29 protein-coding genes and 2 pseudogenes are annotated in these 24044 nt (G+C 72.4%); 13 read left to right on the forward strand and 18 right to left on the reverse strand.

The genetic code is table 11. The annotated features are described in order from the left end of the window. Window positions 1–50: 50 nt before the first annotated feature. Window positions 51–938 (reverse strand): aminoglycoside phosphotransferase family protein, encoded by an 888-nt coding sequence (locus ACN27B_RS22410; protein ID WP_422741450.1) that lies wholly within the window; start codon window positions 936–938, stop codon window positions 51–53. A gap of 133 nt (window positions 939–1071) precedes the next feature. On the opposite strand from ACN27B_RS22410, the gene ACN27B_RS22415 reads away from it, so the two are divergent. Beyond that, complete coding sequence (locus ACN27B_RS22415) at window positions 1072–1584, forward strand: DUF402 domain-containing protein (protein ID WP_099164626.1); 513 nt, start codon at window positions 1072–1074, stop codon at window positions 1582–1584. Window positions 1585–1598: 14 nt separating this feature from the next. Here the strand turns inward: ACN27B_RS22415 and ACN27B_RS22420 are convergent, their stop codons facing one another. The 3 genes from ACN27B_RS22420 to ACN27B_RS22430 all read right to left on the reverse strand — a co-directional run bounded on the left by ACN27B_RS22420 (window position 1599) and on the right by ACN27B_RS22430 (window position 4532). Beyond that, window positions 1599–2699 carry a pentapeptide repeat-containing protein gene (locus ACN27B_RS22420; RefSeq protein WP_422741451.1) on the reverse strand — a complete coding sequence of 367 codons (1101 nt, stop codon included), beginning with the start codon at window positions 2697–2699 and terminating at the stop codon, window positions 1599–1601. 76 nt (window positions 2700–2775) lie between these two features. Continuing rightward, complete coding sequence (locus ACN27B_RS22425) at window positions 2776–3966, reverse strand: serine hydrolase domain-containing protein (RefSeq protein WP_099161378.1); 1191 nt, start codon at window positions 3964–3966, stop codon at window positions 2776–2778. 68 nt (window positions 3967–4034) lie between these two features. Next, window positions 4035–4532 carry a DinB family protein gene (locus ACN27B_RS22430; protein WP_099161377.1) on the reverse strand — a complete coding sequence of 166 codons (498 nt, stop codon included), beginning with the start codon at window positions 4530–4532 and terminating at the stop codon, window positions 4035–4037. A gap of 74 nt (window positions 4533–4606) precedes the next feature. On the opposite strand from ACN27B_RS22430, the gene ACN27B_RS22435 reads away from it, so the two are divergent. Beyond that, entirely contained in the window at window positions 4607–5146 is a 540-nt protein-coding gene (locus ACN27B_RS22435; RefSeq protein WP_099161376.1) for a GNAT family N-acetyltransferase, read from the forward strand. 37 nt (window positions 5147–5183) lie between these two features. Here the strand turns inward: ACN27B_RS22435 and ACN27B_RS22440 are convergent, their stop codons facing one another. From ACN27B_RS22440 to ACN27B_RS22465, 6 genes and pseudogenes are all read right to left on the reverse strand, one after another. Continuing rightward, a complete protein-coding gene (locus ACN27B_RS22440; RefSeq protein WP_099161375.1) occupies window positions 5184–5705 on the reverse strand; it encodes a GNAT family N-acetyltransferase in 522 nt (173 codons plus the stop codon). Window positions 5706–6022: 317 nt separating this feature from the next. Next, on the reverse strand, window positions 6023–6694 hold the full coding sequence (locus ACN27B_RS22445; RefSeq protein WP_422741452.1) for a lysophospholipid acyltransferase family protein: 672 nt from the start codon (window positions 6692–6694) through the stop codon (window positions 6023–6025). Continuing rightward, the gene (locus ACN27B_RS22450; RefSeq protein WP_422741453.1) at window positions 6691–7332 is read right to left on the reverse strand and encodes a DJ-1/PfpI family protein; all 642 of its coding nucleotides are present in this window, start codon (window positions 7330–7332) and stop codon (window positions 6691–6693) included. The genes ACN27B_RS22445 and ACN27B_RS22450 overlap by 4 nt, the downstream gene beginning before the upstream one ends. Before the next feature lie 15 nt (window positions 7333–7347). Further along, the gene (locus ACN27B_RS22455; RefSeq protein ID WP_422741454.1) at window positions 7348–8277 is read right to left on the reverse strand and encodes a GlxA family transcriptional regulator; all 930 of its coding nucleotides are present in this window, start codon (window positions 8275–8277) and stop codon (window positions 7348–7350) included. Between the two features lie 113 nt (window positions 8278–8390). Then, on the reverse strand, window positions 8391–9032 hold the full coding sequence (locus ACN27B_RS22460; RefSeq protein WP_422741455.1) for a GntR family transcriptional regulator: 642 nt from the start codon (window positions 9030–9032) through the stop codon (window positions 8391–8393). Window positions 9033–9052: 20 nt separating this feature from the next. Further along, window positions 9053–9301: pseudogene (locus ACN27B_RS22465) on the reverse strand (HD domain-containing protein); the annotation flags it as partial. 169 nt (window positions 9302–9470) lie between these two features. Here ACN27B_RS22465 and ACN27B_RS22470 point away from each other — a divergent pair. From ACN27B_RS22470 to ACN27B_RS22480, 3 genes are all read left to right on the forward strand, one after another. Continuing rightward, window positions 9471–10661, forward strand: coding sequence for a helix-turn-helix domain-containing protein (locus ACN27B_RS22470; protein ID WP_422741456.1), 1191 nt, complete (start codon window positions 9471–9473; stop codon window positions 10659–10661). A gap of 492 nt (window positions 10662–11153) precedes the next feature. After that, window positions 11154–11372, forward strand: coding sequence for a hypothetical protein (locus ACN27B_RS22475; protein WP_281591903.1), 219 nt, complete (start codon window positions 11154–11156; stop codon window positions 11370–11372). Beyond that, window positions 11369–11542 (forward strand): hypothetical protein, encoded by a 174-nt coding sequence (locus ACN27B_RS22480; RefSeq protein WP_422741457.1) that lies wholly within the window; start codon window positions 11369–11371, stop codon window positions 11540–11542. Before ACN27B_RS22475 ends, ACN27B_RS22480 begins: the two co-directional genes overlap by 4 nt. 2 nt (window positions 11543–11544) lie before the next feature. Here ACN27B_RS22480 and ACN27B_RS22485 read toward each other — a convergent pair whose 3' ends face one another. After that, entirely contained in the window at window positions 11545–11802 is a 258-nt protein-coding gene (locus tag ACN27B_RS22485) for a hypothetical protein (RefSeq protein WP_422741458.1), read from the reverse strand. A 121-nt stretch (window positions 11803–11923) separates the two neighbouring features. On the opposite strand from ACN27B_RS22485, the gene ACN27B_RS22490 reads away from it, so the two are divergent. The 3 genes from ACN27B_RS22490 to ACN27B_RS22500 all read left to right on the forward strand — a co-directional run bounded on the left by ACN27B_RS22490 (window position 11924) and on the right by ACN27B_RS22500 (window position 14522). Beyond that, window positions 11924–12556 (forward strand): GNAT family N-acetyltransferase, encoded by a 633-nt coding sequence (locus ACN27B_RS22490; RefSeq protein ID WP_422741459.1) that lies wholly within the window; start codon window positions 11924–11926, stop codon window positions 12554–12556. 104 nt (window positions 12557–12660) lie between these two features. Further along, window positions 12661–13899: a low temperature requirement protein A gene (locus ACN27B_RS22495; RefSeq protein WP_422741460.1), complete on the forward strand. Its 1239-nt coding sequence runs from the start codon at window positions 12661–12663 to the stop codon at window positions 13897–13899. Between the two features lie 17 nt (window positions 13900–13916). After that, the gene (locus ACN27B_RS22500; protein WP_099161366.1) at window positions 13917–14522 is read left to right on the forward strand and encodes a class I SAM-dependent DNA methyltransferase; all 606 of its coding nucleotides are present in this window, start codon (window positions 13917–13919) and stop codon (window positions 14520–14522) included. On the opposite strand, the gene ACN27B_RS22505 is transcribed toward ACN27B_RS22500, so the two are convergent. Both ACN27B_RS22505 and ACN27B_RS22510 read right to left on the reverse strand, forming a co-directional pair. Continuing rightward, window positions 14512–15117 (reverse strand): YdeI/OmpD-associated family protein, encoded by a 606-nt coding sequence (locus tag ACN27B_RS22505; protein WP_099161365.1) that lies wholly within the window; start codon window positions 15115–15117, stop codon window positions 14512–14514. The genes ACN27B_RS22500 and ACN27B_RS22505 overlap by 11 nt on opposite strands. A 31-nt stretch (window positions 15118–15148) precedes the next feature. Next, entirely contained in the window at window positions 15149–16012 is an 864-nt protein-coding gene (locus tag ACN27B_RS22510) for an alpha/beta fold hydrolase (RefSeq protein ID WP_422741461.1), read from the reverse strand. 59 nt (window positions 16013–16071) lie between these two features. On the opposite strand from ACN27B_RS22510, the gene ACN27B_RS22515 reads away from it, so the two are divergent. The 3 genes from ACN27B_RS22515 to ACN27B_RS22525 all read left to right on the forward strand — a co-directional run bounded on the left by ACN27B_RS22515 (window position 16072) and on the right by ACN27B_RS22525 (window position 18365). Next, window positions 16072–16326: a hypothetical protein gene (locus tag ACN27B_RS22515; RefSeq protein WP_422741462.1), complete on the forward strand. Its 255-nt coding sequence runs from the start codon at window positions 16072–16074 to the stop codon at window positions 16324–16326. Between the two features lie 90 nt (window positions 16327–16416). Beyond that, entirely contained in the window at window positions 16417–17640 is a 1224-nt protein-coding gene (locus ACN27B_RS22520; RefSeq protein WP_422741463.1) for an ROK family protein, read from the forward strand. A gap of 80 nt (window positions 17641–17720) precedes the next feature. Then, the gene (locus ACN27B_RS22525; RefSeq protein ID WP_422741464.1) at window positions 17721–18365 is read left to right on the forward strand and encodes a transposase; all 645 of its coding nucleotides are present in this window, start codon (window positions 17721–17723) and stop codon (window positions 18363–18365) included. On the opposite strand, the gene ACN27B_RS22530 is transcribed toward ACN27B_RS22525, so the two are convergent. Together ACN27B_RS22530 and ACN27B_RS22535 are read right to left on the reverse strand one after the other, a co-directional pair. Continuing rightward, on the reverse strand, window positions 18362–18850 hold the full coding sequence (locus ACN27B_RS22530; protein WP_422741465.1) for a VOC family protein: 489 nt from the start codon (window positions 18848–18850) through the stop codon (window positions 18362–18364). The genes ACN27B_RS22525 and ACN27B_RS22530 overlap by 4 nt on opposite strands. Before the next feature lie 51 nt (window positions 18851–18901). Next, window positions 18902–19567, reverse strand: a complete 666-nt coding sequence (locus tag ACN27B_RS22535) for an HAD family hydrolase (RefSeq protein WP_422741466.1) — start codon at window positions 19565–19567, stop codon at window positions 18902–18904. Window positions 19568–19697: 130 nt separating this feature from the next. Here ACN27B_RS22535 and ACN27B_RS22540 point away from each other — a divergent pair, with 130 nt between their 5' ends. After that, complete coding sequence (locus ACN27B_RS22540; protein ID WP_422741467.1) at window positions 19698–20282, forward strand: carboxymuconolactone decarboxylase family protein; 585 nt, start codon at window positions 19698–19700, stop codon at window positions 20280–20282. Between the two features lie 29 nt (window positions 20283–20311). Here ACN27B_RS22540 and ACN27B_RS22545 read toward each other — a convergent pair whose 3' ends face one another. Next, entirely contained in the window at window positions 20312–20644 is a 333-nt protein-coding gene (locus tag ACN27B_RS22545; protein WP_422741468.1) for a hypothetical protein, read from the reverse strand. A gap of 26 nt (window positions 20645–20670) precedes the next feature. After that, window positions 20671–21906 (reverse strand): RNA-guided endonuclease InsQ/TnpB family protein, encoded by a 1236-nt coding sequence (locus ACN27B_RS22550; RefSeq protein WP_422741469.1) that lies wholly within the window; start codon window positions 21904–21906, stop codon window positions 20671–20673. A 24-nt stretch (window positions 21907–21930) separates the two neighbouring features. Here ACN27B_RS22550 and tnpA point away from each other — a divergent pair. After that, window positions 21931–22348, forward strand: a pseudogene (gene tnpA, locus ACN27B_RS22555) (IS200/IS605 family transposase). A 367-nt stretch (window positions 22349–22715) separates the two neighbouring features. Here tnpA and ACN27B_RS22560 read toward each other — a convergent pair. Next, the gene (locus ACN27B_RS22560) at window positions 22716–23969 is read right to left on the reverse strand and encodes an MFS transporter (RefSeq protein ID WP_422741470.1); all 1254 of its coding nucleotides are present in this window, start codon (window positions 23967–23969) and stop codon (window positions 22716–22718) included. Window positions 23970–24044: the final 75 nt, after the last annotated feature.

Consider the following 24044-nt stretch of genomic DNA (forward strand, 5'->3'; position numbering starts at 1 on the left):
GGCACGGCCCTGTTCCCGAGGCGCCGCGGCCGGTGCGCGTTCGACGCGGGTCAGTCGTGGCGGTGACGGACGATGTGGTCGATGGAGCGGACCGTGTCCGCGCGGTCGTCCTCGCTGATCAGGTCCCACAGGTCGGCCAACCAGTAGAGCGAGCCCGACAGCATCCAGGCCCACCCGCGTACCCAGGTCGCCTCGTCGAAACCGAGCGCCTCCCGGTAGGCGGCCCGGGCGCGGGCATCGAACAGGCTCCAGCCCGGCCGAACCTCGACCGCCGGATCGCCGCGGCCGAGAGCACCGAAGTCGATGACGCCGGTGAGCCTGCCCCGGTCGACCAGCAGGTTGCCTCCGAGCAGGTCACCGTGCAGCCACGCGGGTGGTCCGGGCCACTCGTCCGCCGCCATCGCCTCGTCCCACGCGGCGGTCACCGCCCGCCGGTCGATCCGGTCGCCCAGCGCCGCGATCGACCGGCGGGTCAGCTCGTCCCGCTGCGCCAGGGGTACGCCGCGTTGAATCCCCTCCTTGACCGGCCCGTCCATCGGGTCGATCGCGATCATCGCGCGGACGAAGCCGGCGAGGTCGACGGCGAGGTCGACGAGGTCCTGCCCGGCTTGCGGGTTGTGCCCGTCCAGCCACGGGACGACCGTCCACGGCCACGGATAGTCCCCGCCCGGCCGGCCGAGGCCGATCGGCACCGGCACCGGCACCGGCAGGTGCGGCGCGAGCCGCGGCAGCCAGGTCGCGTCGGTCGCCACCTGGTCGACCGCCCACGGCGCCCGCGGCAGCCGTGCCGTCAGCGAGTCGCCGAGCCGGAACAGCGCGTTGTCGGTGCCGGTCAACGGCTGCGCGACGATCAGCAGACCCGACCACTGCGGGAACTGCTCGTCGATCAGGGCGCGAACCTGCTCGGCAGTGACGACGATCTCTCCGGGGCGGCGCACCACGCGACCGTAGGGCCACTCGATCGTCCTGTCGATCGAATTCGGACCGCCGGCATCGCGGCCCGGCGGCGAATCCGCCGGGGCCGCCGTCGGTCGGCGTCCCGCCGGAGGTACGTCTCCGTAGGCTGCTCGGGTGAACGACAGGACGGCCGTCGAGACCGTGCGTCTGTTCAAGATCAAGCGCCCGGGCGGTGTCTTCTGGTTCGACCTGCGGTGCGTCGGGCAGGACCGCGACGGCACGTGGCTGCGCGGGCCGGTCGGTTCGGCCTGGGGCGCCCCGCACGACCGCGGCACCCTGTCCGTACCGGTGGTGGTGTTGCTGGCGACCGGTAGGCCGTGGGCGGCGTGGTGGGTGGGCGATCCCGCCGACCGACGACTGGAGATCGACGTGTGCCGCCCACCGGAGGTCACCGAGGGCGGCTGGCGGTACGTCGACCTCGAACTCGATCCGGTCCGGCACGAGGTCGACGGGCGGGTCGAGATCGAGGACTGGGACGAGTACGACGACGCCTGCCGCGACGGCTGGATGAACCCGGACGACGCCGAGCTGGCCCGGGCCACGGCACAGCACTGCGCGGATCTGCTCCGCCAGGGGACGGAACCGTGGCTGCGCCGCGGCTGGCAGCTGCTCGACCAGCCGATGTGAGTCTGGATCCCCGGTCAGGGGATCGACCGGAGCCGCGGGGCCTTCGTCGTGATCCCGGGCGGTTGGAGCAGGGGCGGCGGCTCGGGGCCGGGGTCGTCGGTGACGACGACGCCGGCGCCGACGTGGTCGAAGTCGGCAGGCCACCGGGTGAGATCGCTGGCGAGAGCGCCGTCCAACCGCGCCCCGGTGAGGGTGGCGGCGCCGAGATCGGCGCCGCGCAGGTCGGCCAGACGCAGATCGGCGCGGCGGAAGACGGCGCCGGTGGCGTCGGTCTTGCGCAGGTTCGCCTCGCGGAGGTCCGCCTCGCCGAAGTCGGCGTCGCGCAGGTCTGTCTCCACCAGCCGGGCCCCGCGCAGGTCGGCCCCGACGCACCGGGCGCGGCGCAGGACGGCCGTCTTGAGGTCGGCGTGTCGCAGGTTCGTCGACACCAGGGACGACTGGGTGAGGTTGGCGTGGAAGAGGCCCGCCGACTCCATGCAGGCCCGGTCGAGATTGACCTCCGGCAGCCAGAGCCCGTCGCAGTCCGCCCGACGGAGATCCGTGTCGCTGAGGTTGACCCAGCGCTGTTCCCGGTGGTGCTGGCACAGCACACCCAGCCCGGTCAGCGCGACCTGGGCGTCGGCGACACGCGTCTCCAGCGGCGCGACGTCGTTGATGTCGACGTCCGCCGCGGGCGCTCCCGTGCCGTGCGGCGGCCAGGGCAGGTGCGTACGCAGGAAGGCGGCCTGGATCGAGATGACCGCCTCCCGGTCGCGGGGGGCGTGTTCCGCGATCCGCCACAGCGCGTGCAGGCCGCCGATGCGCACGTCCAGCTTGTCGCTGCCGAGCTGGTCGACCGCTCGACTGAAGCGGTCGGTCAGGTTGCTCTCCTGGGTGGCACGCAGGCTGTCCTGACTGACCCGGAGCTGCCGCCACGTGGCGTAGGCGCCGAAGAACAGCACGACGCCGGCGAGCGCCTGGAGCATCGTCTTGCGGACCTCGCCCACCGCGGTCAGCCGATCCGGCGCGGAGACGCTCGCTCCGGCCAGGTCGTGCCCGACCACCAGGCCCGGCAGCACCACGAACGCCGTGGCGAGAACGGCCAGTCCGATCGCCGCACCCACGACGGCCGCCACCGCGCGCCGACCTACCGGCAGATCGCGCCCGCGTCGCCGTCCGCCACCCGGCTCGTTCGGTCCCACAGGCCCGCGGTCAGTCGTCGATCGACTGGTAGACGGCCGTCCAGAGGTCGTGCCACATCGGCAGCCTCTGGTCGCCCGCGTGCGCCCGCTGCATCATGACGATTGCCGTCATGTCCTCGGCGGGGTCGTTGTACCAGGCGGTGCCGTAGAGGCCGGGCCACCCGTAGCTGCCGACCGAGGGCCCGAGGTGCGTGCGGCGGGTGCGGACCGACATCCCGAATCCCCAGCCGATGGCGTCGAAGTATCCGGGCCAGAAGCCGGACACCGCCTTCTGCTCCGGGGTCAGGTGGTCGCTGGTCATCAGTGTGACCGCCGGCCGGGAGAGCACCCGCTCGCCGTGGTGGACGCCGCCGGCGAGCAGGGCGGAGGCGAGAGCGAGAAAGTCGTCGGCGGTGGAGACGAGCCCGCCGCCGCCGGACTCGAACGCCCGGGGCCGGCTGAACCGCCCGTCGGGGCCGTCCTCGACGACCGGCTCGCCGGTGGGGGCGTCGTCCTGCGCGTACGCCGTCGCCAGCCGGTCGGTGTTTCCGGCGGCCACGCTGAACGCGGTGTCCCGCATGCCGAGCGGGTCGCAGACCCGCTCGCGGATGGCGTCGTTGAAGGACATGCCGGTGGCCCGGGCGACGAGCACGCCGGTGACGTTGGCGGCGACGTCGTACATCCAGCGCTCGCCGGGCTGGTGAACCAGCGGGAGCGCGCCGAGCTGGCGGATCCACCCGTCCGGTGACGCGTAGTCGAGCGCGTCCAGGGCGTCGGCGATCGGGACGGTGCCCGGCTCGGCGGGGACCATGCCGGTGCCGAGGGTGCCGACCAGCAGGTCCCGCAGCGTGATCGGGCGCTGCGCGGCGACGGTGGCGTCCAGGGGCCCGTGCGGGTCGGCGAGCACGGTCATGTCCGCCAGCTCGGGCAGGAGGTCGTCGACCGGGTCGTCGAGGCGGAGCGTGCCGTCCTCGACCAGCGTCATCACACACGCGGAGACGACCGGCTTCGTCATCGAACCCAGGCGGCAGATCGTGTCGGCCGCCATCGGCGTGCCCGACCCCGCGCCCTCGAACGCGAGCCGGCCCACCGCTTCGACGTGCACGTGGCCGTGGCGGGCGAGGACGGTGACCACTCCCGGGACGAAGCCCGTGTCCACGTGCCGGTTGAGCAGGTCGCGCAGCCGCACCAGCCGCTTCGACGAGAGGCCGCCACCGGTCATCGCTCTCCTCCTCGTCCCGCCCGTTCGCACGGTACCCGGCGCGCGACGATCGCACGTGCCCCCGCGCGTCAGCCGGCGACGACCTGTTCCCGGAGGATGTCCGCGTGCCCGCAGTGCTGGGCCAGCTCACGCAGCACGTGGAGGTAGACCCACCGCAGCGGGAGCGGCCCGCGCCGGTGCCCGGTGAGGACGTCGTCCAGGCCCAGCGACGACGTCGCCTGGCGGGACGCCTCGCAGGCCGCGCGGTGTGCCTGCCGGATGCCGGCGACGGTGTCCCCGTCGTCGAGCAGGAACGAGTCCTCCGACCGCTCCGGGATGCCGATCTCGGCGCGCGACCGGCCCGTGACCGCCTCGTCGAACCAGACCTTCTCCACGAAGGTCGCGTGCTTCACCAGACCCAGCAGGGTGGTTCGGGAGGCCACCAACGACCGGCGCGCCTGTTCCTCGGTCAGCCCGTCGAGGCAGCGGTCGAGCGCGTCGCGGTGCTCGTCGAGGAACGCCTCGAACTGGGCCCGGGCGGGCTGCGCGACGACCTCGGCGGCGAAGGTGGGCGGGAAGGACGGCATGGACGAAGCATTCCAGACCGGCGGCCGGCGTTAACTCGTTCGTGGCGTCGTACCCCGGCTGTTAGCGTCGCGGCATGTTCGCCACCGACCGGGTCCGGCTGCGCCCGCCCACGCCCGACGACGCGCCGAACCTGTTCCGCCTCCACGGCGACCCCGAACTGCACCTGCTCAGCGACGACGGCCCGTTCGTGCCGCACCACGTCGGCCAGGTCCGGGCCCGGCTGGAAAAGCGGATCAGCGACCCGGCCGAGGTCGACGACGGGGTGTCGCTGCTCGCCGAGACCGTGGCGGACGGCACGTTCCTCGGCGGCAGCTCGCTGTGGGGGCTCAACACTTTCAACGGATACGCCCACCTCGGCATCTCGCTGCTGCCCGAGGCGCGCGGCCAGGGGTACGGGACCGACGTGGTCCGGCTGCTCTGCCGGTACGGCTTCCGCAACCGCAACCTGCGCCGCCTGGAGCTGGAGACCCTGGCCAGCAACACCGCCATGCGGCGGACCGCGGAGAAGTGCGGCTTCACGCACGAGGGCACCCAGCGGGAGCGCGAGTACGACGGCGACGGCTTCGCCGACATGGTGATCTACGGCCTGCTCCGGCGCGACTGGACGCCTTAGCGCGACCGGCCGGCCCTTCCGCCAGCCGGTGGGCAGGTCAGCGGCTGAGCGTGATCCAGTAGCGGCGCACCCGGACCTGCCCGGTGTCGAGGATTCCCTGGAACACGCCGCCCTGGCTCTCGATGGTGCGCGCCGAGGCGAGGTTGTCCTCCAGGCAGGGAATGAGCACCCGGTGCAGACCCAGCACGGTGCGGGCCTCGCGGAGCATCTCGCCCAGGGCCCAGCTCGCCAGGCCGCGGCGGCGCGCGGAGGGACGGACGCCGTAGCCGATCTGGCCCAGGTCGTCGTCCTGCCAGTGCCGCATCGCGATCCCCCCGAGCACCTGCCCGTCCTCGACGATCCACCGGCAGGAGGCGTGCCGCTCGTCGGGGCATGGCGCTCCGGCCCCGTGGTCGAGCCGGACACGTCGCCGCACCCAGTCGGCGAAGCCGTCGGGCGAGTCCAGGTCGTCTTCGGGGCCGATGCCGAAGCCGTCCTCGTGCAGACCGGGTCCCCAGTCTTCGCGGCAGTCCTGGAAGGCGGCATACAGGCTGGTGGTGGGCGATATCAGAGTTGGCATGCGAGCCACCGTAGCCACCGTCCGGGCCTCCGGCGATCCCCGCGGATCCCCTGTGGATCATCTCCACAGGCCGTTTCTGCCGTCGGCGGGGCCGTTTGGTTTGGGGGAGTACGTGTGTGCTCGCCCGGGCGGTCTCCGGGGGTTTCAGGGTGGGTGAGTGGCTACTTGCGAGGCAGTGCACCCCGGCGCGCGAGGGCTGAGCATGAGCGAGGCGAGTGATCTGCATCACAATGTGGTTGCGGCGCCGTCGGCGGTGCCGCAACCACTGCCTCCACGCCTACTGCCGGTCGCTCTGGCCGGACCGGCGGCGCGGGACGTCACGGCCGGGCGTACCGCGGCACGTACTCCTGGCCGGACAGCTCGGCCACGGCGGCCATGACGGCGTCGGTCGCGATCCGCCGGGACCGCGCGTCGCCGGGATCGCCGCCGAGCACACGGAGGTCGACCGGCTTGCCGAACGCCACCCGGACCCGCGCCGGGCGGGGGAGTGCCCGTCCGGGCGGTAGCACCCGGTCGGTGCCGGACATGGCCACCGGGACGACCGGTGCGCCGGAGCTGAGCGCCAGCCAGGCCACCCCGGTGCGGCCCCGATGGAGGCGGCCGTCCGGGGACCGGGTGCCCTCCGGATAGATGCAGAGGATCCCGCCTTCCGTCAGCACCCGCAGGCAGGTCTCCAGGGACGCCACCGCGGCGCGCCGGTCGTCCCGGTCGACCGGGACCTGACCGCCGGCGGTCATGAACCGGGCCGTGAGTCGCCCCAGGACGGTCCGTCCGGTGAAGTACTCGGCCTTGGCCATGAAGGTCACCGGCCGGGGTACGGCGAGCGGCAGGAACGTCGAGTCCGTGACGGACAGGTGGTTGGAGGCGAGCAGGATCGGCCCGCTCAGCGGAATGTTCTCCACCCCCTCAACCCGCAACCGGACCGCCGCGCGCAGCATCGGGCCGAGGGTCGCCCGGAGGGCGGCGTGGCCGCGCCCGTGGCCGCTCATGCGCGCCCCACGATGGCCGAACGCCGGGCGAGGACCGCCGCGACGACCGCGTCCGGCGCGGTCGCCGGATCGCCGGCCCGGTAGGGCGGCTGCGGCTGGTACTCGTGGGCGAGTTGGATGCCCTGCGCGACCGTGTCACCGGCGATCCGGCCGGCCAGGGCGAAGGCGAGGTCCAGCCCGGCGGAGACGCCGGCGGCGGTGCCGTACTTGCCGTCGAAGACGACCCGCTCGGGCGACGCGACGACGCCGAGCGCGACCAGGTCGTCGCGCAGCAGCCAGTGCGTGGTGGCGCGACGGCCGGCGAGCAGGCCGGCGGCGGCGAGCAGGAGCGAGCCGCTGCAGACCGAGGTGGTCCACGTGCTGTGCGGGTCGACGGCGCGCAGCCAGCGCAGGACCGGGCCGTCGTGCATGTGCGCGTTCTGGCCGGGGCCGCCCGGAACGACGATCACCTCCGGGCGGGTCACGTCGGCGAGCGCCGCGTCGGCGTACAGGTGGAGGCTGCCGACGTCGTTGCGAACCGGGCCGGGACGTTCGGCGACGAGGGTGACCCGCGCGCCGGGCAGGTGACTGAGCACGTCGTAGGGGCCGACGACGTCCAGTGCGGTGAAACGGTCGAAGAGCAGGAACGCGATCTGCAAGGAACCCTCCCCGGGTCAGAAGCGGCGTCGGTACTCGGAGGGCGGAACGCCCAGTGCGCGGACGAAGGCGCGCCGCATGGCCTCGCTCGTGCCGTAGCCGGACCGTCCGGCGATCCGGTCGACGCCGTCGTCGCCCTCCTCCAGCAGGCGGCGCGCGGTCTCCAGGCGTACCCGGTCGACGTAGCGGCCCGGTGTCTCACCGACCTCGGTGGTGAACGCCCGGGCGAACTGCCGCGGTGACAGGTTGGCCCGTCGCGCCAGCGTCGGGACCCGCAGGTCGGCGTGCGGGTTGTCGGCGATCCACCGCTGCACCTCGCGTAGGCCGGAACGGCTGGCGACCTGGGCGGACAGCTGGGCGCTGAACTGGGTCTGGTTGCCGGGGCGGCGCAGGAACATCACCAGGTGCCGGGCGATGGCCAGCGCCACGTCGCGGCCGAGGTCCTCCTCGACCAGGGCGAGCGCGAGATCGATGCCGGCGGTCACGCCGGCCGAGGTGGCGATCGGCCCGTCCCGGACGAAGATCGGCTCCGGATCGACCAGGACGTCGGGATACCGCCGTGCCAGCGTGCCGCAGACCCGCCAGTGGGTGGTGGCCCGGCGGCCGGCCAGCAGACCGGCCTCGGCCAGGACCAACGCCCCGCTGCACACCGAGACGACGCGTCGCGCCCCCGAGGCGTGCGCCCGGAGCCACCGGACGATCGCCGGATCGGTGTCGCGGGTGCCCTCGCCGCCGGGCACGATCACCGTGTCCGGCGCCGGCACGGCCGACAGGTCCGCGTCGGGCACCAGGGTCAGGCCGCTCGACGTGCGGACCGGCCTGCCACCGGAACTGGCGGTCACCACCCGGTAGGCCGGGCCGGCGCCCGCGAAGACCTCCAACGGGCCGGTCACGTCGAGGCTCTGCACACCCGCGAACAGCAGGATCAGCACGGTACGGCCGGACATGCGACCAGCCTGCGGCCTGGTGTCAACGGCAGCAACGTCGTGGATCCCACCTTCTCTGCCACGGCGTCGCGGTCACTGTCGCTGACGCGTGCCGCCGGGACAACGACACCTGCTCAGTCGATCGGGATGCGGTAGACGAGGTCGTAGCGACCACCGGGCAACACGATGTCGGCGGTCTCCACCGGCGTGCCGCCAGCGGTGTAGGTCCGTTCGATGGTGTGCACGAAGGTACGCGCCGGCAGGTCGAGCGCGTCGACCTCCTCGGCCGTCGCCGCCCGCAAACTCACCCGCTCCACCACCTCGTCCACGCGGACACCGATGGCGTCCATGCGGGCGACGACACCCACGGCGGCGCCCTCTTCCGGCCACTCCACCGGAGTGCCGGCGGTGAGGGGGAGCGGCTCGTACGAGGTGGAGAGCTGTATCGGTTCGTCGTCCGCGAGGAAGCGGTAGGTCGTCCGCATCACCGGTGACCCCGGTTCGACAGCGAGGCGAGCCGCGATGCGTTCATCTGCTTTCGAGTGGCGGCTGTCGTGCTCCCAGGTGCCATGCTGTCCCGCGCGAGCCGCGTCGCGGGCGAACGGCGAGGTCGCGTCGTCGCCGGTGCGCAGATCCCGGGCTCCTGCGTGGCGAACCAGCCGCGCGGTTTCCCTGACGTAGACCCCGGAGCCGGCCCGACCCTCCACGATGCCCTCACCCTTGAGCACCGCGACGGCCCACTTCACGACGGTTCGGCTGACGTCGTACTGGCGCATCAGGCCCGATTCCGACGGGTGTGCGGCATGTCGGTGATCCGGGTTTCCTGGGTGTCGTGCAGGACGCACAGCATCGACACCCGGCCCGGGTCCGCGCCCTCCATGGCCGCGAGCACCATGCCGATGAGCGCCGTGCGGAACGAGTGTTCGGCAATCGACTCCGGGTGCTTCACACCGGCGAACCACCAGCCGGTCCGGGCCGCGCGCTTGAGCACTCCCGCCTCGAAGATGAAGCTCATCGCTCCGGTCACGTCATGATCGCTGTTCATCCTGACCGCCCTCCCTGGAGGTGTCCGCACGAGCGGCCGAGGCTAGCGAGTGTGCGGACCGTCGACCGCATGTCGCACCGCGCGCAGGCGGTGTACCGTCCGAAAGGCGGCATGCCGGCGCTGCTGATCAGTGCCGGATCCCAGTCATCGTCCCGGGAGGCAGGCGGACATGACCAGGAAGACCGACACCATCGGCGCCCGGATCCGATACTGGCGGATGCGCCGAGGTGGGATGAGTCAGGCCGTCCTCGCCGGACTCGCCGGGCTCAGCCAGTCCTACGTGTCGCAGGTCGAGTCCGGACGCAAGACGATCGATCGCCGCTCGACCCTGGTCGCGGTCGCCGCCGCGTTGCAGGTCACGGTCGCGGACCTGCTCGGTCAGGGCACGGAGACCGGCGATCCGGCCCGCGAGCACGCCGCCGAGTGCGTGCCGGCGATCTGGTCGGCGCTCATCGAGATCGAGGACGGGGAGCGCCGTCGGTCGACCCGTGGAGCGGCGCAACTGACCGCCGACATCGCGCGCAGCGAGCAGCTTCGGCACCGCTCGAACTTCCCCGCCATGGCCCAGATGCTGCCGGGCCTGCTGCTGGAGGCGGCCGCCGTGGGCGGGACGGCCCTCGCGCAGGTCGCCTACCAGGCCTCGGCGTGCCTGCGGCACCTCGGATACCGGCACCTGGCGTTGAACGCAGCGCGGGTGGCGGTGGCAGCCGCCGAAGCGGTGGAGGAGCCGGCGTGGCTGGGCGCGTCCCGGTTCGCGTACGCACAGAGCCTGCCCATCGAGGCGGCGCCGCTGGCGGCGCGGGCGGCCGACCGGTCCCTGGCCGAGCTGCAGTCCGCCGCGACGGACGAGCGGGTACGGCAGATGCTCGGTCAGTTGCACCTGTCCGCCGCGCTTGCCTCGACGGTCGGCGGTCGTGCGGACATCGCGCGCGATCACCTGGACGAGGCAGCCAGGGAGGCGGCGACCCTCGGCGATCCGGCGGACGGCATGGGCTTCAACGGCTGCGGTTTCGGGCCGACCAATGTGGCGCTGTGGGAGATGTCCATCGCGGGGGAGTCCGGTGAACCGGGCCGGGTCATCGAGCTGTCCCGCACGGTACGACCACAGGTTCTCGCGGCATCGATCCGGCAGATGTCCTATTGGCTCGACCTCGGGCGCGCGCTGGCCGACTCGGGCCGTCGGGACACCGAGGCGCTCGCCGCGTTCGTGCACGCCGAGCGAGCCGCTCCGGTGCCGTTCTCGCTCAACCCGCTCGCCCAGGACGCCGTCGTCGCGATGGCCCAGCGGGCCAGGCGGCGCGCCGTGCCCCACGAGCTTCGCCTGCTGGCCGGACGTCTGGGGATCAGCCTGGTGCCATAACCAGCGGTAATTCTGCCACTACCACCTGTCCCTAGTGTCCGTTTCGGACGAGGAAAGACGCCTCGTCCGTTGGTCGAGTGCAGTGTCGGCTCCCGTCCGGGCGGTCCGTCGCACTCGGAGGACGGAGGTGAACAGTGGGTGGAGGACGACGCGGTTCGGCCAGCCGCCGCACGGGGGATGAGATCCAGGCCGCCGAATGGGACGCGGCCAAGCGACGAATTCTCGCGATGGCCGAATCTGACCACTCGGGCGCCGGGTATCTCGGTCCGACCGCACAGTCGGTTACCGACGGGAAGCGACCTGCTCCGGAGGACCGGTGAACGACCGTGGCGAGCGGGCGATCCTGGCGGCGCACGTACGGGGTCTCGACGGGATGTGCGCGGGGTGTCGGCTGTGGTGGGCGCGGCTAACTCCGTACCCCTGCTGGCAGGTGACGTGGGCGATCGGCCGGCAGGCCCGCGCGAGCGTCGCCCGCTTCCTGGGAGCGGGCGGGTGAGCGCCCACGGGCCGGTGCTGCCGATCTGGACCTGCGGCGGGTGCGGTGGGCCGTGGCCGTGCGCGACCCGGCGGCGGGAGTTGAAGGCGGAGTACGAGGACGCGCCGATGTCGCTGGCCCTGTACATGGGTGCGCAGTTGGTGCGGGCGACGGCCGACCTGAGCTGGGCGCCCGCCGGGGCGTTGCACCGGCGGTTCCTGGGCTGGCTGCGGTGAGCGTGCTGCGGGCCGGGGACGAGAAGTTCCACTACAGCGACGGGTCGCACCGGTGGATCGCGCCGGGGCCGGACGACGACCAGGCGGTGTGGGACGAGCAGGTCCGCCAGCACAAGCTGGGTCACCTGCGCAACGAGCGACCGAGGGTACGCATCCGTAAGGTGGTGTGACGTCAGGCGCCGGCGGAGGTGTCCGAGCCGTACGCGGCGTCGTACATCGTCCCCGCGGTCCCGCCGCCGCCCTGGCCCCGGATCGTGCCCCTACGGGAGCGCCGGCGCCGGCGGTCCATCTCGGCCATGGCCCGCCGGGCGTCCCGCAGCACGGCATCGCCCGCCGCCGCGCGGGCCGCCCGGCGTCGGCGGACGACGAACGCCACAACAAGAAGAAGCAGCGGTACGCCGCACAGGACGATCCAGAGCCAGGTTGCCACGGTCCACCCCCACCGGCCGTTGCCCGAGTCACCCCAGCATGACCGACCGGCGCCAGGCACCGGCGACCCGCCGGCGGGGATTCCGATCGCGGCGGCGGCGCGGTCGTGCGATCGTTGCCGCATGCCTCAGCCGATCTTGCGTACCGACCGCCTGCTGCTGGTTCCCCTGGCCGACCGGCACCTGGAGCTGGAGGTCCAGCTCGACTCCGACGCCGAGGTGCTCCGCTACCTCTACTCCCGCCCCCGCACCCGCGACGAGGTGGTCGCCTCCCACGCGCGGCGGCGGGGCCTGGCCACCAAGGTGGACGGCCTGGGCTTCTGGATGGCGTTCGGCTCCGACGGCGGCGCGCGCGGTTCGACGGCCCCAGCGGGGGAGAGCGACGGCGAGTTCGTCGGGCTCATGATGCTGCCCCCGGCGAACGGCCCCGACCAGCCCGACGACCCCACCGTCGCGGAACTGGGCTACCGGCTGGTGCGCCGGTACTGGCGCCGGGGCCTGGCCAGCGAGGCGTCGCGCGTCCTGCTGCGGCACGCCTTCGACACGGTCGGGCAGCGCCGCGTGATCGCCCAGACGATGACCGTGAACGCCGGCTCCCGAGGGGTCATGGAGGCGGTCGGCATGCGCTACGTGCGCACGTACTTCCCGACCTTCGACGAGCCGGTGCCGGGAGCGGACCAGGGTGAGGTCGAGTACGAGATGACCCGCGAGATGTGGGAGCACGTTCCGGCAGCGCCGCCGCCGGCCACCTCATAGGATCAGGCGGTCGTGCCGCCCAGGTGGGAGACCGCGTGAGTAGTCCGGAAACCTCCGACCTGGCCCCTCGGCTCAGACACGAGCTCTATCACCGGCTGCGGCCGATGACCGGCCGTGACCCCGGCGAGCGGGACCGGTCGACCACGCCGCTGGAGCTGCTCTACGACCTGACCTACGTGGTCGCGTTCGGGGCCGCCGCCGACGAACTCGCGCACCAGATCGGCGAGGGCCACGTCGGCGCGGCCCTGGGCGCGTACGCGTTCGCGATCTTCGCGGTGACGTGGGCGTGGATCAACTTCACCTGGTTCTCCTCCGCGTACGACAACGACGACGCGCTGTTCCGCGGCGCCACGCTCGTGCAGATGCTCGGCGTCGTCGTCCTGATCTTCGGGCTGCCGGTCAGCTTCGAGGCCACGGCGGACGGGGGCAGCCCGAACAACCTGCTCCTGGTCGTCGGCTACGTCATCATGCGCGTACCCATCATCGGGCTGTGGCTGCGCGCCGCCCGGCAGGACCCGGCGCACCGGCGGATCACCGTCGCCTACGCGGTCACCATCGCCGTGGCGCAGGTCGGCTGGCTGCTGACCGCGATCCTTCCGCTGCCGCTCACCGTGGTCGTCGCCGCGCTGGTGCTGCTGGCGCTCGGCGAGATGGCCCTGCCCGTGGTGCTGGAACGACGGCGGGGCAGCCCACCCTGGAACGCCGGCCACCTCGCCGAACGGTTCAGCCTGCTCACCCTCATCACGCTCGGTGAGGTGGTGGCCGCCACCACCGCCGCCGTGACCGCGCTCATCCACGCGCAGGGGTGGAGCCTCGCCGCCGTGGTGATCATCGCGTCCGGCCTGATGCTCGCCGCGACGCTGTGGTGGGCGTACTTCCTCATCCCCTCCCGGCCCATCCTGGAGCGGTGGCCGGGCCGCACGTTCGCCTGGCGGTACGCCCACCTGCCGATCTTCGGCGCGATCGCCGCCGTGGGCGCCGGGCTCCGGGTCGCCACCGCCGCCGTGGAGGAGGAGAAGATCTCCGTGCTCCAGGTGGCGCTGTCGCTCGCCGTGCCGATGGCGGCCCTGCTCGTCATGATCTTCGTGACCTGGAGCGTGCTGATGCGCTCCTACGACCTGACGCACGTGCCGCTGCTGGTGCTGTCGCTCGTCCCGCTCGCGGCCGCCGTCGCCGTGCCGTCGCTGCTGGGCGCCACCGGGCCGATCCACCCGGACGACGGGACGAGCCTGACCGCCCTGGTCGCCGCCATCGCCCTGGTCGCGCTGGCGGGGATCGTCGAGGTGGTCGGGCACGAGACGGTCGGATTCCGGCACACGATGCGCGCCCTGGACCGGCGCTGACCCTCTATTGTCGCCGGGTGACGACCACGGATCAGGTCCGCGAGGCGTACGCGTCCGTCGCGGACCTCTACATCGAACTGTTCGGCACCAGCGGGCAGGTGCACGCCGACGACCTCGCCTTCATCCGCGCGCATCTGGCCGGGCGGCCCGGTCCGGTGCTCGACGTGGGCTGCGGGCCCGGTCACCTCACCGACCACCTCCGCTCGGCCGGGGCCGACGCCACCGGCCTCGACGTCGTCGGCGAGTTCATCGCCCACGCCCGGGCCACCTACCCGGACGGCAGCTACCTGCTCGGCTCCATGACGGATCTGCCGATCGCCGACCACCGCCTCGCCGGCGTCCTGTCCTGGGGCTCGGTCATCCACCTGCCACCGGACGACCTCGACGACGTGCTCGCCGAGTTCCGGCGGGTCACCGCCCCGGGGGCGACGCTGGTGTTCGGCATCTTCGTCGGCGACGAGGTGGCCGCGTTCGACCACAAGGTCGTCACCGCCTTTCGCTGGCCGGTGGACGCGTTCGCCGACCGGCTGGCCCGGGCCGGCTTCGCCGAGGTGGCCCGCCTGCACCGGCCCGCCGACGGCGTCAGCCGCCCGCACGCGGCCGTCGCGGCGGTCAGGGCGTGACCGGAGGCCGGGCCTTCTGCGGGTGGGGCGTCTCGTGGCGGGCCAGCATGGCCACGAACTCGCCGATCTTGCGCTCGCGGGTCTCCGCCCGCTTGACCGCGTTGAGGCGGTGGATGAGCGCGAACCGGTTGGCCTTGGTGAGCACGTCGAACATGGCCTGGGCGGCGGGCACCGCGGCGATCGCGGCCAACAGGTCGGCCGGCACCTCCGCCTCCGACGGCGGGGCATAGGCGGCGTCCCAGCGCCCGTCCGCCTTCGCGGCCTCCACCGCGGCGCGGCCCGCGGGCGTCATCCGGCCCGCCGCCTCCAACCGGGCCACGTGCGAGACGTTGCGTTGCGACCAGATGCTGCGGGGCCGGCGCGGGGTGAACCGGATCCAGGAGGTCTCCTCGTCCCGCTTGCGGGCCTGCCCGTCGATCCAGCCGAAACACAGCGCCTCGTCGACCGCCTGCTGCCAGGTCAACGTCGTGACGGTGCCGCCCTTGCGGGTCAGCGCGAGCCAGACACCCGGGGACGTGGCGTGGTGGGCCGACAACCACGCCCGCAGCGCGTCCGCGTCCGCCACGACCAACTCGTCCAGCTCCGCTCCCGCCATGACGGCAGGGTAGCCGCCACCTCCGACGAGATCAGGTGAGGAAGCGGTGCAGCGCCTCGGTCAGGTCGTCCGGGTTCTCCTCGGCGACGTGGTGCCCGGACTCGATCGGGTGACCGCGCAGGTCGGCGGCCCAGGGATGCCAGACGGCCAGCGGATCCCCGTAGAGACGTTCCATGTCGTCGCGGGTCGACCACAGGAACAGGGTCGGACAGCGTACGGCGCGGCCGGCCCGCCGGTCGGCCTCCTCGTGCTCCCGGTCCACACCCAGCCCGGCACGGTAGTCCTCCAGCATCGCCCGGACCGTCGCCGGATCGCGGACGGCCTGGAGGAACTCCCGGTGGTTCTCCGCGCCCATGCTCTCGGGACGCGCCTTGGCCGCGTACCAGGCGTCCGGATCGGCGGTGATGACCCGCTCCGGGATGTCCGGCTGGGCGAAGAAGAACCAGTGGAACCACTCGCGGGCGAACGTCGCGTCGCACCTCGCCAGCGCCTCGCTGATCGGCACGCCGTCGATGACCACCAGGCGGTCGACCGCGTCCGGGTGGTCCAGTGCCAGGCGCAGCGCCACGTAGGCCCCGCGGTCGTGCCCGACCGTGGCGAACCTCGGGTGGCCGAGGAGGTCCATCAGCCGCCGCAGGTCCGCCGCCACCGCCCGCTTGGACTGCTGGGAGTGGTCCGGGCGCAGGTCCGCCTTCCCGGACCGCCCGTAGCCGCGCATGTCCGGGCAGACGACGGCGAACCCCCGCTCCACCAGCCGCGGGGCCACCCGGTGCCAGGTCGCCCCGGTGCGGGGATGGCCGTGGACGAGGAGGACGGGCGGGCCCTGCCCCGCGTGGCGGACCCGCAGCTCCACCTCCCCGACGTCGATCCGCTCGTCGGTGAAGTCGTCGAACATGCACCACAGGTGTCCGGGCGGGCCGGTCGGCAAACGTCCGCGCGGGCGATACTGGCGGGGTGGGGACGATCTTCGACCGGGCCGCGGCGGAGGCGGCGCAGGAGCGCGGCGACTGGACCACGGCGATCGCCCTGGTCGAGGCGTACGCCGAGTGCTACAGCCGCGACCCCGACCGGCACGACGCCCACCTGTGGCACCTGGACCTGCTGGTCCGCGCCGGTCGGCTGGGCGAGTTGGCCGGGCTCGCCGGGACCGACGTCCACGCCCGACGCCGGCTGGACCGGGCCCGGCGCGAGCGCGACACGCCGGCCTGACCGGTCGCCCGGACACCTGTGGCAGCGCACCGTGCGGCGTCGTCGGCCGTCTATCCTTGTCGTGCCAGTTGCCATCTGACGGAGTGGTCGATGCTGAACGGTCTGGCCGCGGAGCGACCCGCGACGGGGGACAGCCACCGGCGTCACCTCGCCGCGCTGCTCCGCCGTGTCCACCTGGGTGGCCCGGTCTCCCGCGTCCGGCTGGCCGAGGAGCTGGCCGTCAACCGCAGCACGGTGCTGGCGCTGATCGGCGAACTCGCGGCGGCGGGACTGGTCCGCGAGGAGTCCGCCCCGGCCACCGGGCGGACCGGCCGACCGTCCCTGCTGGTCCGGCCGGCGTCCGACGCCGTGCACGTCCTCGCCTTCGACATCGCGGTGGACCGGCTCGTCGCCGCCCGCGTCGGTCTGGGCGGGGTGGTGTCCGGCCGTCTGGAGGCGACCAGGCCGAGGGCCGGGGCCGACCTCGACTTCGTGGTCAGCGTGCTCGCCGACCTCGGACGGGCGTTGCAGCACGGCGCGCCAGCCGGATCGGTGTGCGTGGGGGTCGGGGCGTCCTACTGCGGGATGATCCGGCCGGGCGACGGACTGGTGCGGTACGGGCCGGACCTCGGGTGGGTGGACCAGGCGTTCGGTGTCGAACTGGCCCGGCGGTTGGACCTGGGCCTGCCGGTGCTCGTCGGCAACGAGGCCCACCTCGGCGCGGTCGCCGAACACCAGCGGGGCGCCGGGGTCGGGGTGCGCAACCTGGTCTACCTGCACGGCGACGTCGGTGTCGGCGGAGGGATCATCGTCGGTGGCGAGCTGCTCGGCGGGGACGGCGGCTACGGCTCCGAGGTCGGTCACATGCTGGTGAACCCCCACCACGGTCGGCCCTGCCTCTGCGGTTCCCACGGCTGCCTGGAGGCCGAGGTCGGGGAGCGGGCGCTGCTCGACGCGGCCGGCCGTCCCGCCGACAGCATCGGGCGGGACGCGGTGCGGGCCGTGGTCGCCGACGCGGCCCGGGGCGACCCGGCCGCCCGGGAGGCGCTGCGGCACGTCGGCGACTGGCTGGGCATCGGGGTGGCGAACGTGATCAACCTGTTCAACCCTGGGGTGGTGATCTTCGGCGGAACGCTCCGCGAGGTGTTCCAGGGCTCGGCCCCGCACGTGCGTGACCGGATCAGGGCCAACGTGCTGCCCGTCTCGCGGGACAAGGCCCAGTTGCGGGTGTCGGCGTTGGGCGACGACACCACCCTGATCGGCGCCGCCGAGCTGGGCTTCGCGCCGCTGCTCGCCGATCCGCTCGGCGCGCCGGTGCCCGCTCGGAGCCGTTGATAAGCGAACGGTCGAAGTCCGACATCCAGACCGAGACTGATGATGATCAATCAACGTAGGGAGTCCGCCCCGTCCACGCGATGCCGAAAACCCGCGGTCGCGACGTGGCGGCGGGAGGTGTGGCCGGCGGGAAAACCGTAGCGGCGCAGCGCGACGCGTGGATCTGCTGCGAGGACGAGGCCGGTCAGACGCTGCGCCCACCGAAGGTCCGCACCTGGGGTCGACGCGGTGAAACACCGCAGATCCCGGTGTCGGGCAAGGGATCCGGACGAGTCTCGATCGCTGGCCTGGCCTGCTACAAACCCGGCCAGCGTCCTCGGCTGATCTACCGCACGATCACCCATCGCGGCCGCAAGAACGAACGACGCAGCTTCGGCGAACGGGACTGCATCAGCCTGCTCGACGCCACCCACCAGCAACTGCACGGACCGATCGTGCTCGTCTGGGACAACCTCAACACCCACATAAGCGCCGCCATGCGGCAGATGATCGCCGCCCGAGATTGGCTGACCGTGATCCGCCTGCCCGCCTACGCCCCCGACCTCAACCCCACCGAGCAGGTGTGGTCCCACCTCAAACGCAGCATCGGCATCCTCGCCGTCCGCGGCGTCGACCACCTCCTGGCGATCATCCGCAACCGACTCAAACGCATCCAATACCGACCTGATTTACTCGACGGCTTCCTCACCCACACCGGCCTGACCCTCTTGTCGCACTGGCCCTAGCTTGAACGGCCTACCGACTCGCCATTGCCAGCATCAAGCCAAGCGTCGGCCGCCGCCTGCAGCCCGTCGTCTCGCACACCGGGCAGCACCTGAAAGAACTTCCAGACATACCCGTATGGGTCCTCGACCTCGACGTACCGCTCGCCCCACGCAGCATCCAGCGGGCCAGCCCCGATCACGCAGCCCGCGATGCGGCAACTCCGGGCCATCTCATCAACGTCTGCTACCTCGATGCCGATGACCATGCCCAGACCGCGCGGCCCTGCCAACGTCTGACGCTCCCGCGCACTGTCGGGAAACGGCATGCCCACTAACGCATCGACCAGCAGCTGCAATGGGCCCCGGCGCAGGATAGCCATCAGCACCTTGCCATCCCGACCCGGCACGGTTCCGACCGGTACGAAACCGAAGCCTTCGTAAAACGTCGCAGCCGCGCCCACGTCCTCGACCCGCAACCCGACCCGCACCGGAGGCTCACCACTCACAGTAGTGACCCTACCGAAACGCCCCGACCGCGCGGAATCCAACCTGACCTTTCAAGATCTGTAGCCGCCCGCGGCGTTGTGCTCCGCGACCAGGTCCGGAAGCTCGGCCAGCGAGCCGATGCGGAACAGGCACCGCTCCGCCACGTCGGGCAGGTCGAGGATGTGTCCCCACGGGCCGCGCCGGATCAGGCACGCCGGCATGCCGGCCGCCATGGCCGGGCGGGCGTCGTTGTCGGGCCGGTCGCCGACGTACAGGATGGACGACGCGTCGCCGCCGCCCGCTTCGACGACCCGGGTGAAGAACGCCGGCGCCGGCTTGTCCACACCCCACCCGTGCGACGTGCCGATGACGTCCACCGGGAGGCCGAGGGCGCGCAGGCTGGCCTCGGCGTGGGCCGGCTGGTTGCCGGCCAGCCCCAGGTGCAGGCCCTGCGCCGCCAGAGCGGTCAGGCACGCGCGCGCGTCGGGATAGAGGTCCTCCTCGTCGAACGTCTCCGGCACGCCGGCAGCCACCCGGCGGTCGAGTTCGGCGGCGAGGTCGAAGTCGGGCCGGAACACCCGGAACACCTCCTGGTAGCCCAGGCCCCGGGCGATCACCGCGCCGAACACCGCCGAGAAGGTGTGCCGGGGCACGCCCAGCCAGTCCGCCCAGTCGGCGAACTCGCGGGACTCGTCCAGGATCGTCCCGCCGACATCGAAGAAGACCGACTTGATCATTTCGTTCCCCCGTCACGGTCGCACCGTGCGTGGATCATAGGCGCGGATCGACGCGACCGTCCGGGGCCGGCTCCGCGAACTGTCGTCCATCGGTCTCCGGGTGGCCGGGAAATTCCGGCACACTGCCTCCATGAGTCGCCCGACCTTCCTCCCCGACCCGCCGCCGGGTCCGGCGGTCGCCGCCGCCTACGACGAGGACGTCGCCTCCGACGGCTACGTCAACAACCTCACCCGCGTCTGGTGCTGGCGTCCGGATGTGCTGGCGTCGTTCCAGGCCGTCCGCGCCGAGCTGCTGGGCGACTCGGGGCTGTCGGCGCGGGAGGTGGCCGTGCTGGTCGCCGCCACCGCCGCCGCCCGGGGTGACGCCTACTGCGCCCTGGCCTGGGGCGCCCGGCTGGCCGACCTCAGCGACGAGGCGACCGCCGCGGACGTGCTGGGCGGTGCCGACGGCGAGCTGTCCGGCCGGGAGGCCGCCCTGGCCGGATGGGCCCGTCAGGTCGTGCGGGACCCCAACGCCACCACCGAGGACGACGTGCGGAGCCTGCGCGACGCCGGCCTCAGCGACCGGGAGATCTTCGAGGCGACCACCCTGATCGCCTTCCGGTTGGCGTTCTCCACGGTCAACGACGCCCTCGGCGCCCGGCCGGACCAGCAGCTCGCGGAGCGGGTGCCCCCGCTCGTGCGGGACGCCGTCACCTTCGGCCGCCCGGTCTAGGGCCGTTCCTCCACGAGGGACGTGCCGGCTCAGGCGCGGAGCGAGGCGAGCGCGACGTCGACCGCGTCGAGCAACTCCTCCTGGCGGTCGAAGTCGTCGGCGTGGTCCGGGTTGACACCGCACTCCCGTTGCCGGGCCCGCAGCAGGTCGTGGTGGGAGTACGCCGAGACGTGCACCGGGAAGGCGAACGGGTCGAGACCGCCCTCGACGAGCACGTCGACGGGGTCACGGTCGTCGGGCCCGACGTGCAGCCAGGTGTCGTACGGCGAGCGCGCGTAGACCCCCGCCGCGAACCCGTCGGTCCACGCGGAGACCAGCGCCGCCAGGCTGGTGGCGGCGCGGACCGGGTTCCGGTCGTCCACCTCGATCTGTTGACATCCTCTCCGTCCTAGAGGACGGAGATTCCCTCCACGCTGCGCGTGGAACACGCGGCGTCTGGGTGGGTTACCGCTTCACCGCGCGGTGCCGGGACGAGTCCCGGTCTTACCTGCGCTCCACGGTCGTTTGAGTTGTCCGCCTGCCCGGCGGCCAACACGTTCTTGGCGGCGTTGACGTCTCGGTCGTGGTGACTACCGCACGGGCAGTCCCACGTTCGAACGTTGAGTGCCATCTTCTCGGTGATCCGTCCACACGCCGAGCACATACGGGTGGACGGGAAAAACCGGTCCACTCGGCCGAAGGTACGCCCGTACCGGGTGGCCTTGTACTCCAGCATGGCGGTAAAGCCGGCCCACCCGGCGTCGTGCACGGACTTCGCCAGCCTGGTCCGGCCGAGACCGGTCACGCACAGGTCCTCGACGTACACCGCTTGGTTGTCGCGGATGATCGCCGTGGACAGTTTGTGCTGCCAGTCCCGCCGGATGTCGGCCACCCGGGCGTGTGCCCTGGCGACCTTGACGACGGCCTTCTTCCGGTTGGCCGAGCCCTTCTGCGTGCGTCCAAGGGCCTGCTGCAACCGCTTGAGCCTGCGGGCGGCCCGGCGCAGGAACTTCGGCGCGGCGATCTTCGTGCCGTCGGACATGACCGCGAAGTGGGTCAGCCCGAGATCGATGCCGACCTCGGAGCCGACCGGCGGCAGTGTCTCGTCCTGCGTGGTCTGCACGACGAACGAGGCGTAGTAACGACCGGCCGCATCCTTGACGATCGCCACGGACGACGGCTCCGACGGCAGGCTCCGCGACCAGCGGACCACGAGATCGCCGATCTTCGGCAACCTGAGCCGGCCGTTCTCGAGGACCTTGAACCGGGAGTTCTTCGTGAAGCGGATGGCCTGCCGGTTGTCCTTACGGGACCGGAACCTCGGCGGGGCCAGCTTGCGGCCCTTGCGCTTGCCGGTGACCGAGGCGAAGAAGTTGCGGTACGCGGTGTTCAGATCCGCCAGGGCCTGCTGCAACACCACCGCCGACACCTCGCCCAGCCACGCCCGCTCGGGTGTCAGCTTCGCCTCGGTGATCAGGCGGCGGGACAGCGCCCCGTCGGAGATGTACTTCTCGCCCGCCTCCCATGCCTGCTGGCGCAGCCTGAGTCCGTCGTTGAACACCACCCGCGCGCACCCGAACGCCCGAGCCAGCTCGATCTGTTGCCCGGGCGTCGGATACACACGGAAGGTGTACCGGAGCTGCACAAGACGCACCGTACATGTTGGTATATGGCTGAACTTCAAGGCATCCGCACTGGCAGACACTGCGTGTTCGTGATGCATATCCACTTGGTTTTCGTGACGAAGTTCCGGCACAGGGTGTTCAACGACCGGCAACCTGACCCGCATGGAGGCGATCATGCGAGACGTATGCCGCGACTTCGAGGCCGATCTGGTCGAGTTCACTGGCGCAAACAACCACGTCCACCTACTCGTGAACTACCCGCCCAAGAGGGCCGTGACCCGGCTGGTCAACATCCTTAACGGCGTGTCCTCGCGCCGCCTGCGCCAGGAATTCCCCGATGTCATAGGGCACTACTACCGAACCAACAAGCTGTGGTCGGGCTCGTACTTCGCAGGCTCCGTCGCCGACGCACCGCCGAGCATCGTCAAGCAGTACATCGCGCAGCAAAACCTCCCAGGTTGAGGCACCGCTCAGGCCACGACGGCCCTCCCAACGCGGGCCTTCACCCCCGACCTGAAAGCCGGAGCACTGGCCCACATCCCGGTAGCCGAGGATGTTGTCGGCGCTGTCCCAGAGCAGCGGATGACCACCCTCGGGCAGGACCTGCGCGTACGGCAGGCCCTCGTGGTGGAACCAGATCGCCTGCTCCGCGACGCGGTCGACGTCGAAGACGCGGCAGAGCGCCTCGACGCCGAGCGCGTCGGCCGGCTCGTCGGTGTCCCAGGGGACACCGGCGGCGGTCGCCGCCCTCCGGTAGCGTTCCACCGCGCCACGCAGCACCCGCATGTCGTCGAGCACGACCGACCTCCCCGCACAGTCGCGGCCGACGTTAGCGCGGCGCACCGACAGCTCGCTGCCCCTCGGGTGCGGCGTCGGCCTCCCGCCGGCGCCCCGCTTCCGCTCGGGGCAGCAGGAGCGGGGTGGCGAGCAGCAGGACACCGGAGACGGTGATCGCGGCGAGCGGACCCACGCGCGTCGCCAGGACGCCCCCGGCCAGCATCAGGACGGCCTGCGTGAGCCGGCTGCTCACACTCCACGCGGTGAGCACCTGCGCGGCGTGGTCCGGGGGAGTGCGGCGCAGCCGTTCGGTGGCGTGGATCGGGTTGAACACGCCCATGCACGTGATCAGCAGAGCCTCGACGACGATCACGGTGAGCAGCCCGGAGACGCCAGGACCGACGAACGTGAGCCCGAGCGGGAAGACCGCACGCAGCCAGCCGGACACGATCATCACCCGGTGCCGGCCGTGCCGCCGGACCAGGGGCGCGGAGAGACGGGCGCCCACCAGACCGCCGAGCGCCGGGACGCCGAAGGCCAGCCCGTACTGCCAGGCCGGGAGGTGGTAGTCGCCGAGCAGCAGGACGGCCAGCAGCGGCGCGGTCGCCATGATCAGACCGCCGACCAGCACCGAGTTGAGGAACAGGCGCCGCAGGACGCGGTCGTGGCGGATGAACCGCCAGCCCCGGACCAGGTCGGCTCCGGTCAGCCGGGCGCCCGCGGCGCGGGGCGCGGCCACGTCGTCCCCCCGGATCCGGCGGACCGCGAACGCGGACAGCAGGTAGCTCAGCGCGTCGGCCGCGACGGTGACGACCGGGCCGAGCAGCCCGACGAGCGCGCCGCCCACCGGCGGGCCGACCGCGGTCGCCACCCAGCTCGTACCCTCGAACCGCGCGTTCGCCACGAGCAGGCGCTCGCCCGGGACGAGGTGCTTCAGGTACGCCCCGGACGCCGCGCCGAACGCGATGCCCGCCGCGCCGCAGACGACCGCGACGACCAGCAGCTGACCGTAGGTCAACACCCCGAGCAGGTACGCCACCGGCACGCTCGCCGTCGCGACGAATCGGGACAGGTCGGTGGCGACCATCACCGGCCGCTTGGGCCGGTGCGCCACCCACGGCCCGAGCGGGATCGCCACGACCGCCGCGACGGCGAGCCCGGCCGCCTCCAGCAGCGACACCGCGAACGCCGACGAGTGCAGCACCCGCACCGCGAGCAGCGGAAACGCCCCGAACGCGGTCCACGTGCCGTACGTGCTGACCGCGTACGCCGTCCACAGCCAGCCGAAGCCCGATCCGAGTTTCACCGGCGCATCACACCGGCCGGGTGGGCGGTGGATCAAACAACCGGCGGTCGGCGAGCCACAACCATCGGTGGGGCG

This window comes from Micromonospora sp. WMMD754 (genome assembly GCF_049315235.1).
Taxonomy (GTDB): Bacteria; Actinomycetota; Actinomycetes; order Mycobacteriales; family Micromonosporaceae; genus Micromonospora; species Micromonospora sediminicola.

Coding starts and splice junctions, on each gene's coding strand:
- ACN27B_RS22425 (WP_099161378.1), bottom strand. CDS start 3,966: ATGACCGGTGGCGGCCTCTCGTCGAAGCGGCTGGTGCGGCTGCGCGAC.
- ACN27B_RS22430 (WP_099161377.1), bottom strand. CDS start 4,532: ATGCCGTCCTTCCCGCCCACCTTCGCCGCCGAGGTCGTCGCGCAGCCC.
- ACN27B_RS22435 (WP_099161376.1), top strand. CDS start 4,607: ATGTTCGCCACCGACCGGGTCCGGCTGCGCCCGCCCACGCCCGACGAC.
- ACN27B_RS22440 (WP_099161375.1), bottom strand. CDS start 5,705: ATGCCAACTCTGATATCGCCCACCACCAGCCTGTATGCCGCCTTCCAG.
- ACN27B_RS22445 (WP_422741452.1), bottom strand. CDS start 6,694: ATGAGCGGCCACGGGCGCGGCCACGCCGCCCTCCGGGCGACCCTCGGC.
- ACN27B_RS22455 (WP_422741454.1), bottom strand. CDS start 8,277: ATGTCCGGCCGTACCGTGCTGATCCTGCTGTTCGCGGGTGTGCAGAGC.
- ACN27B_RS22460 (WP_422741455.1), bottom strand. CDS start 9,032: ATGCGCCAGTACGACGTCAGCCGAACCGTCGTGAAGTGGGCCGTCGCG.
- ACN27B_RS22470 (WP_422741456.1), top strand. CDS start 9,471: ATGACCAGGAAGACCGACACCATCGGCGCCCGGATCCGATACTGGCGG.
- ACN27B_RS22490 (WP_422741459.1), top strand. CDS start 11,924: ATGCCTCAGCCGATCTTGCGTACCGACCGCCTGCTGCTGGTTCCCCTG.
- ACN27B_RS22495 (WP_422741460.1), top strand. CDS start 12,661: ATGACCGGCCGTGACCCCGGCGAGCGGGACCGGTCGACCACGCCGCTG.
- ACN27B_RS22505 (WP_099161365.1), bottom strand. CDS start 15,117: ATGGCGGGAGCGGAGCTGGACGAGTTGGTCGTGGCGGACGCGGACGCG.
- ACN27B_RS22510 (WP_422741461.1), bottom strand. CDS start 16,012: ATGTTCGACGACTTCACCGACGAGCGGATCGACGTCGGGGAGGTGGAG.
- ACN27B_RS22520 (WP_422741463.1), top strand. CDS start 16,417: ATGCTGAACGGTCTGGCCGCGGAGCGACCCGCGACGGGGGACAGCCAC.
- ACN27B_RS22525 (WP_422741464.1), top strand. CDS start 17,721: ATGCCGAAAACCCGCGGTCGCGACGTGGCGGCGGGAGGTGTGGCCGGC.
- ACN27B_RS22535 (WP_422741466.1), bottom strand. CDS start 19,567: ATGATCAAGTCGGTCTTCTTCGATGTCGGCGGGACGATCCTGGACGAG.
- ACN27B_RS22540 (WP_422741467.1), top strand. CDS start 19,698: ATGAGTCGCCCGACCTTCCTCCCCGACCCGCCGCCGGGTCCGGCGGTC.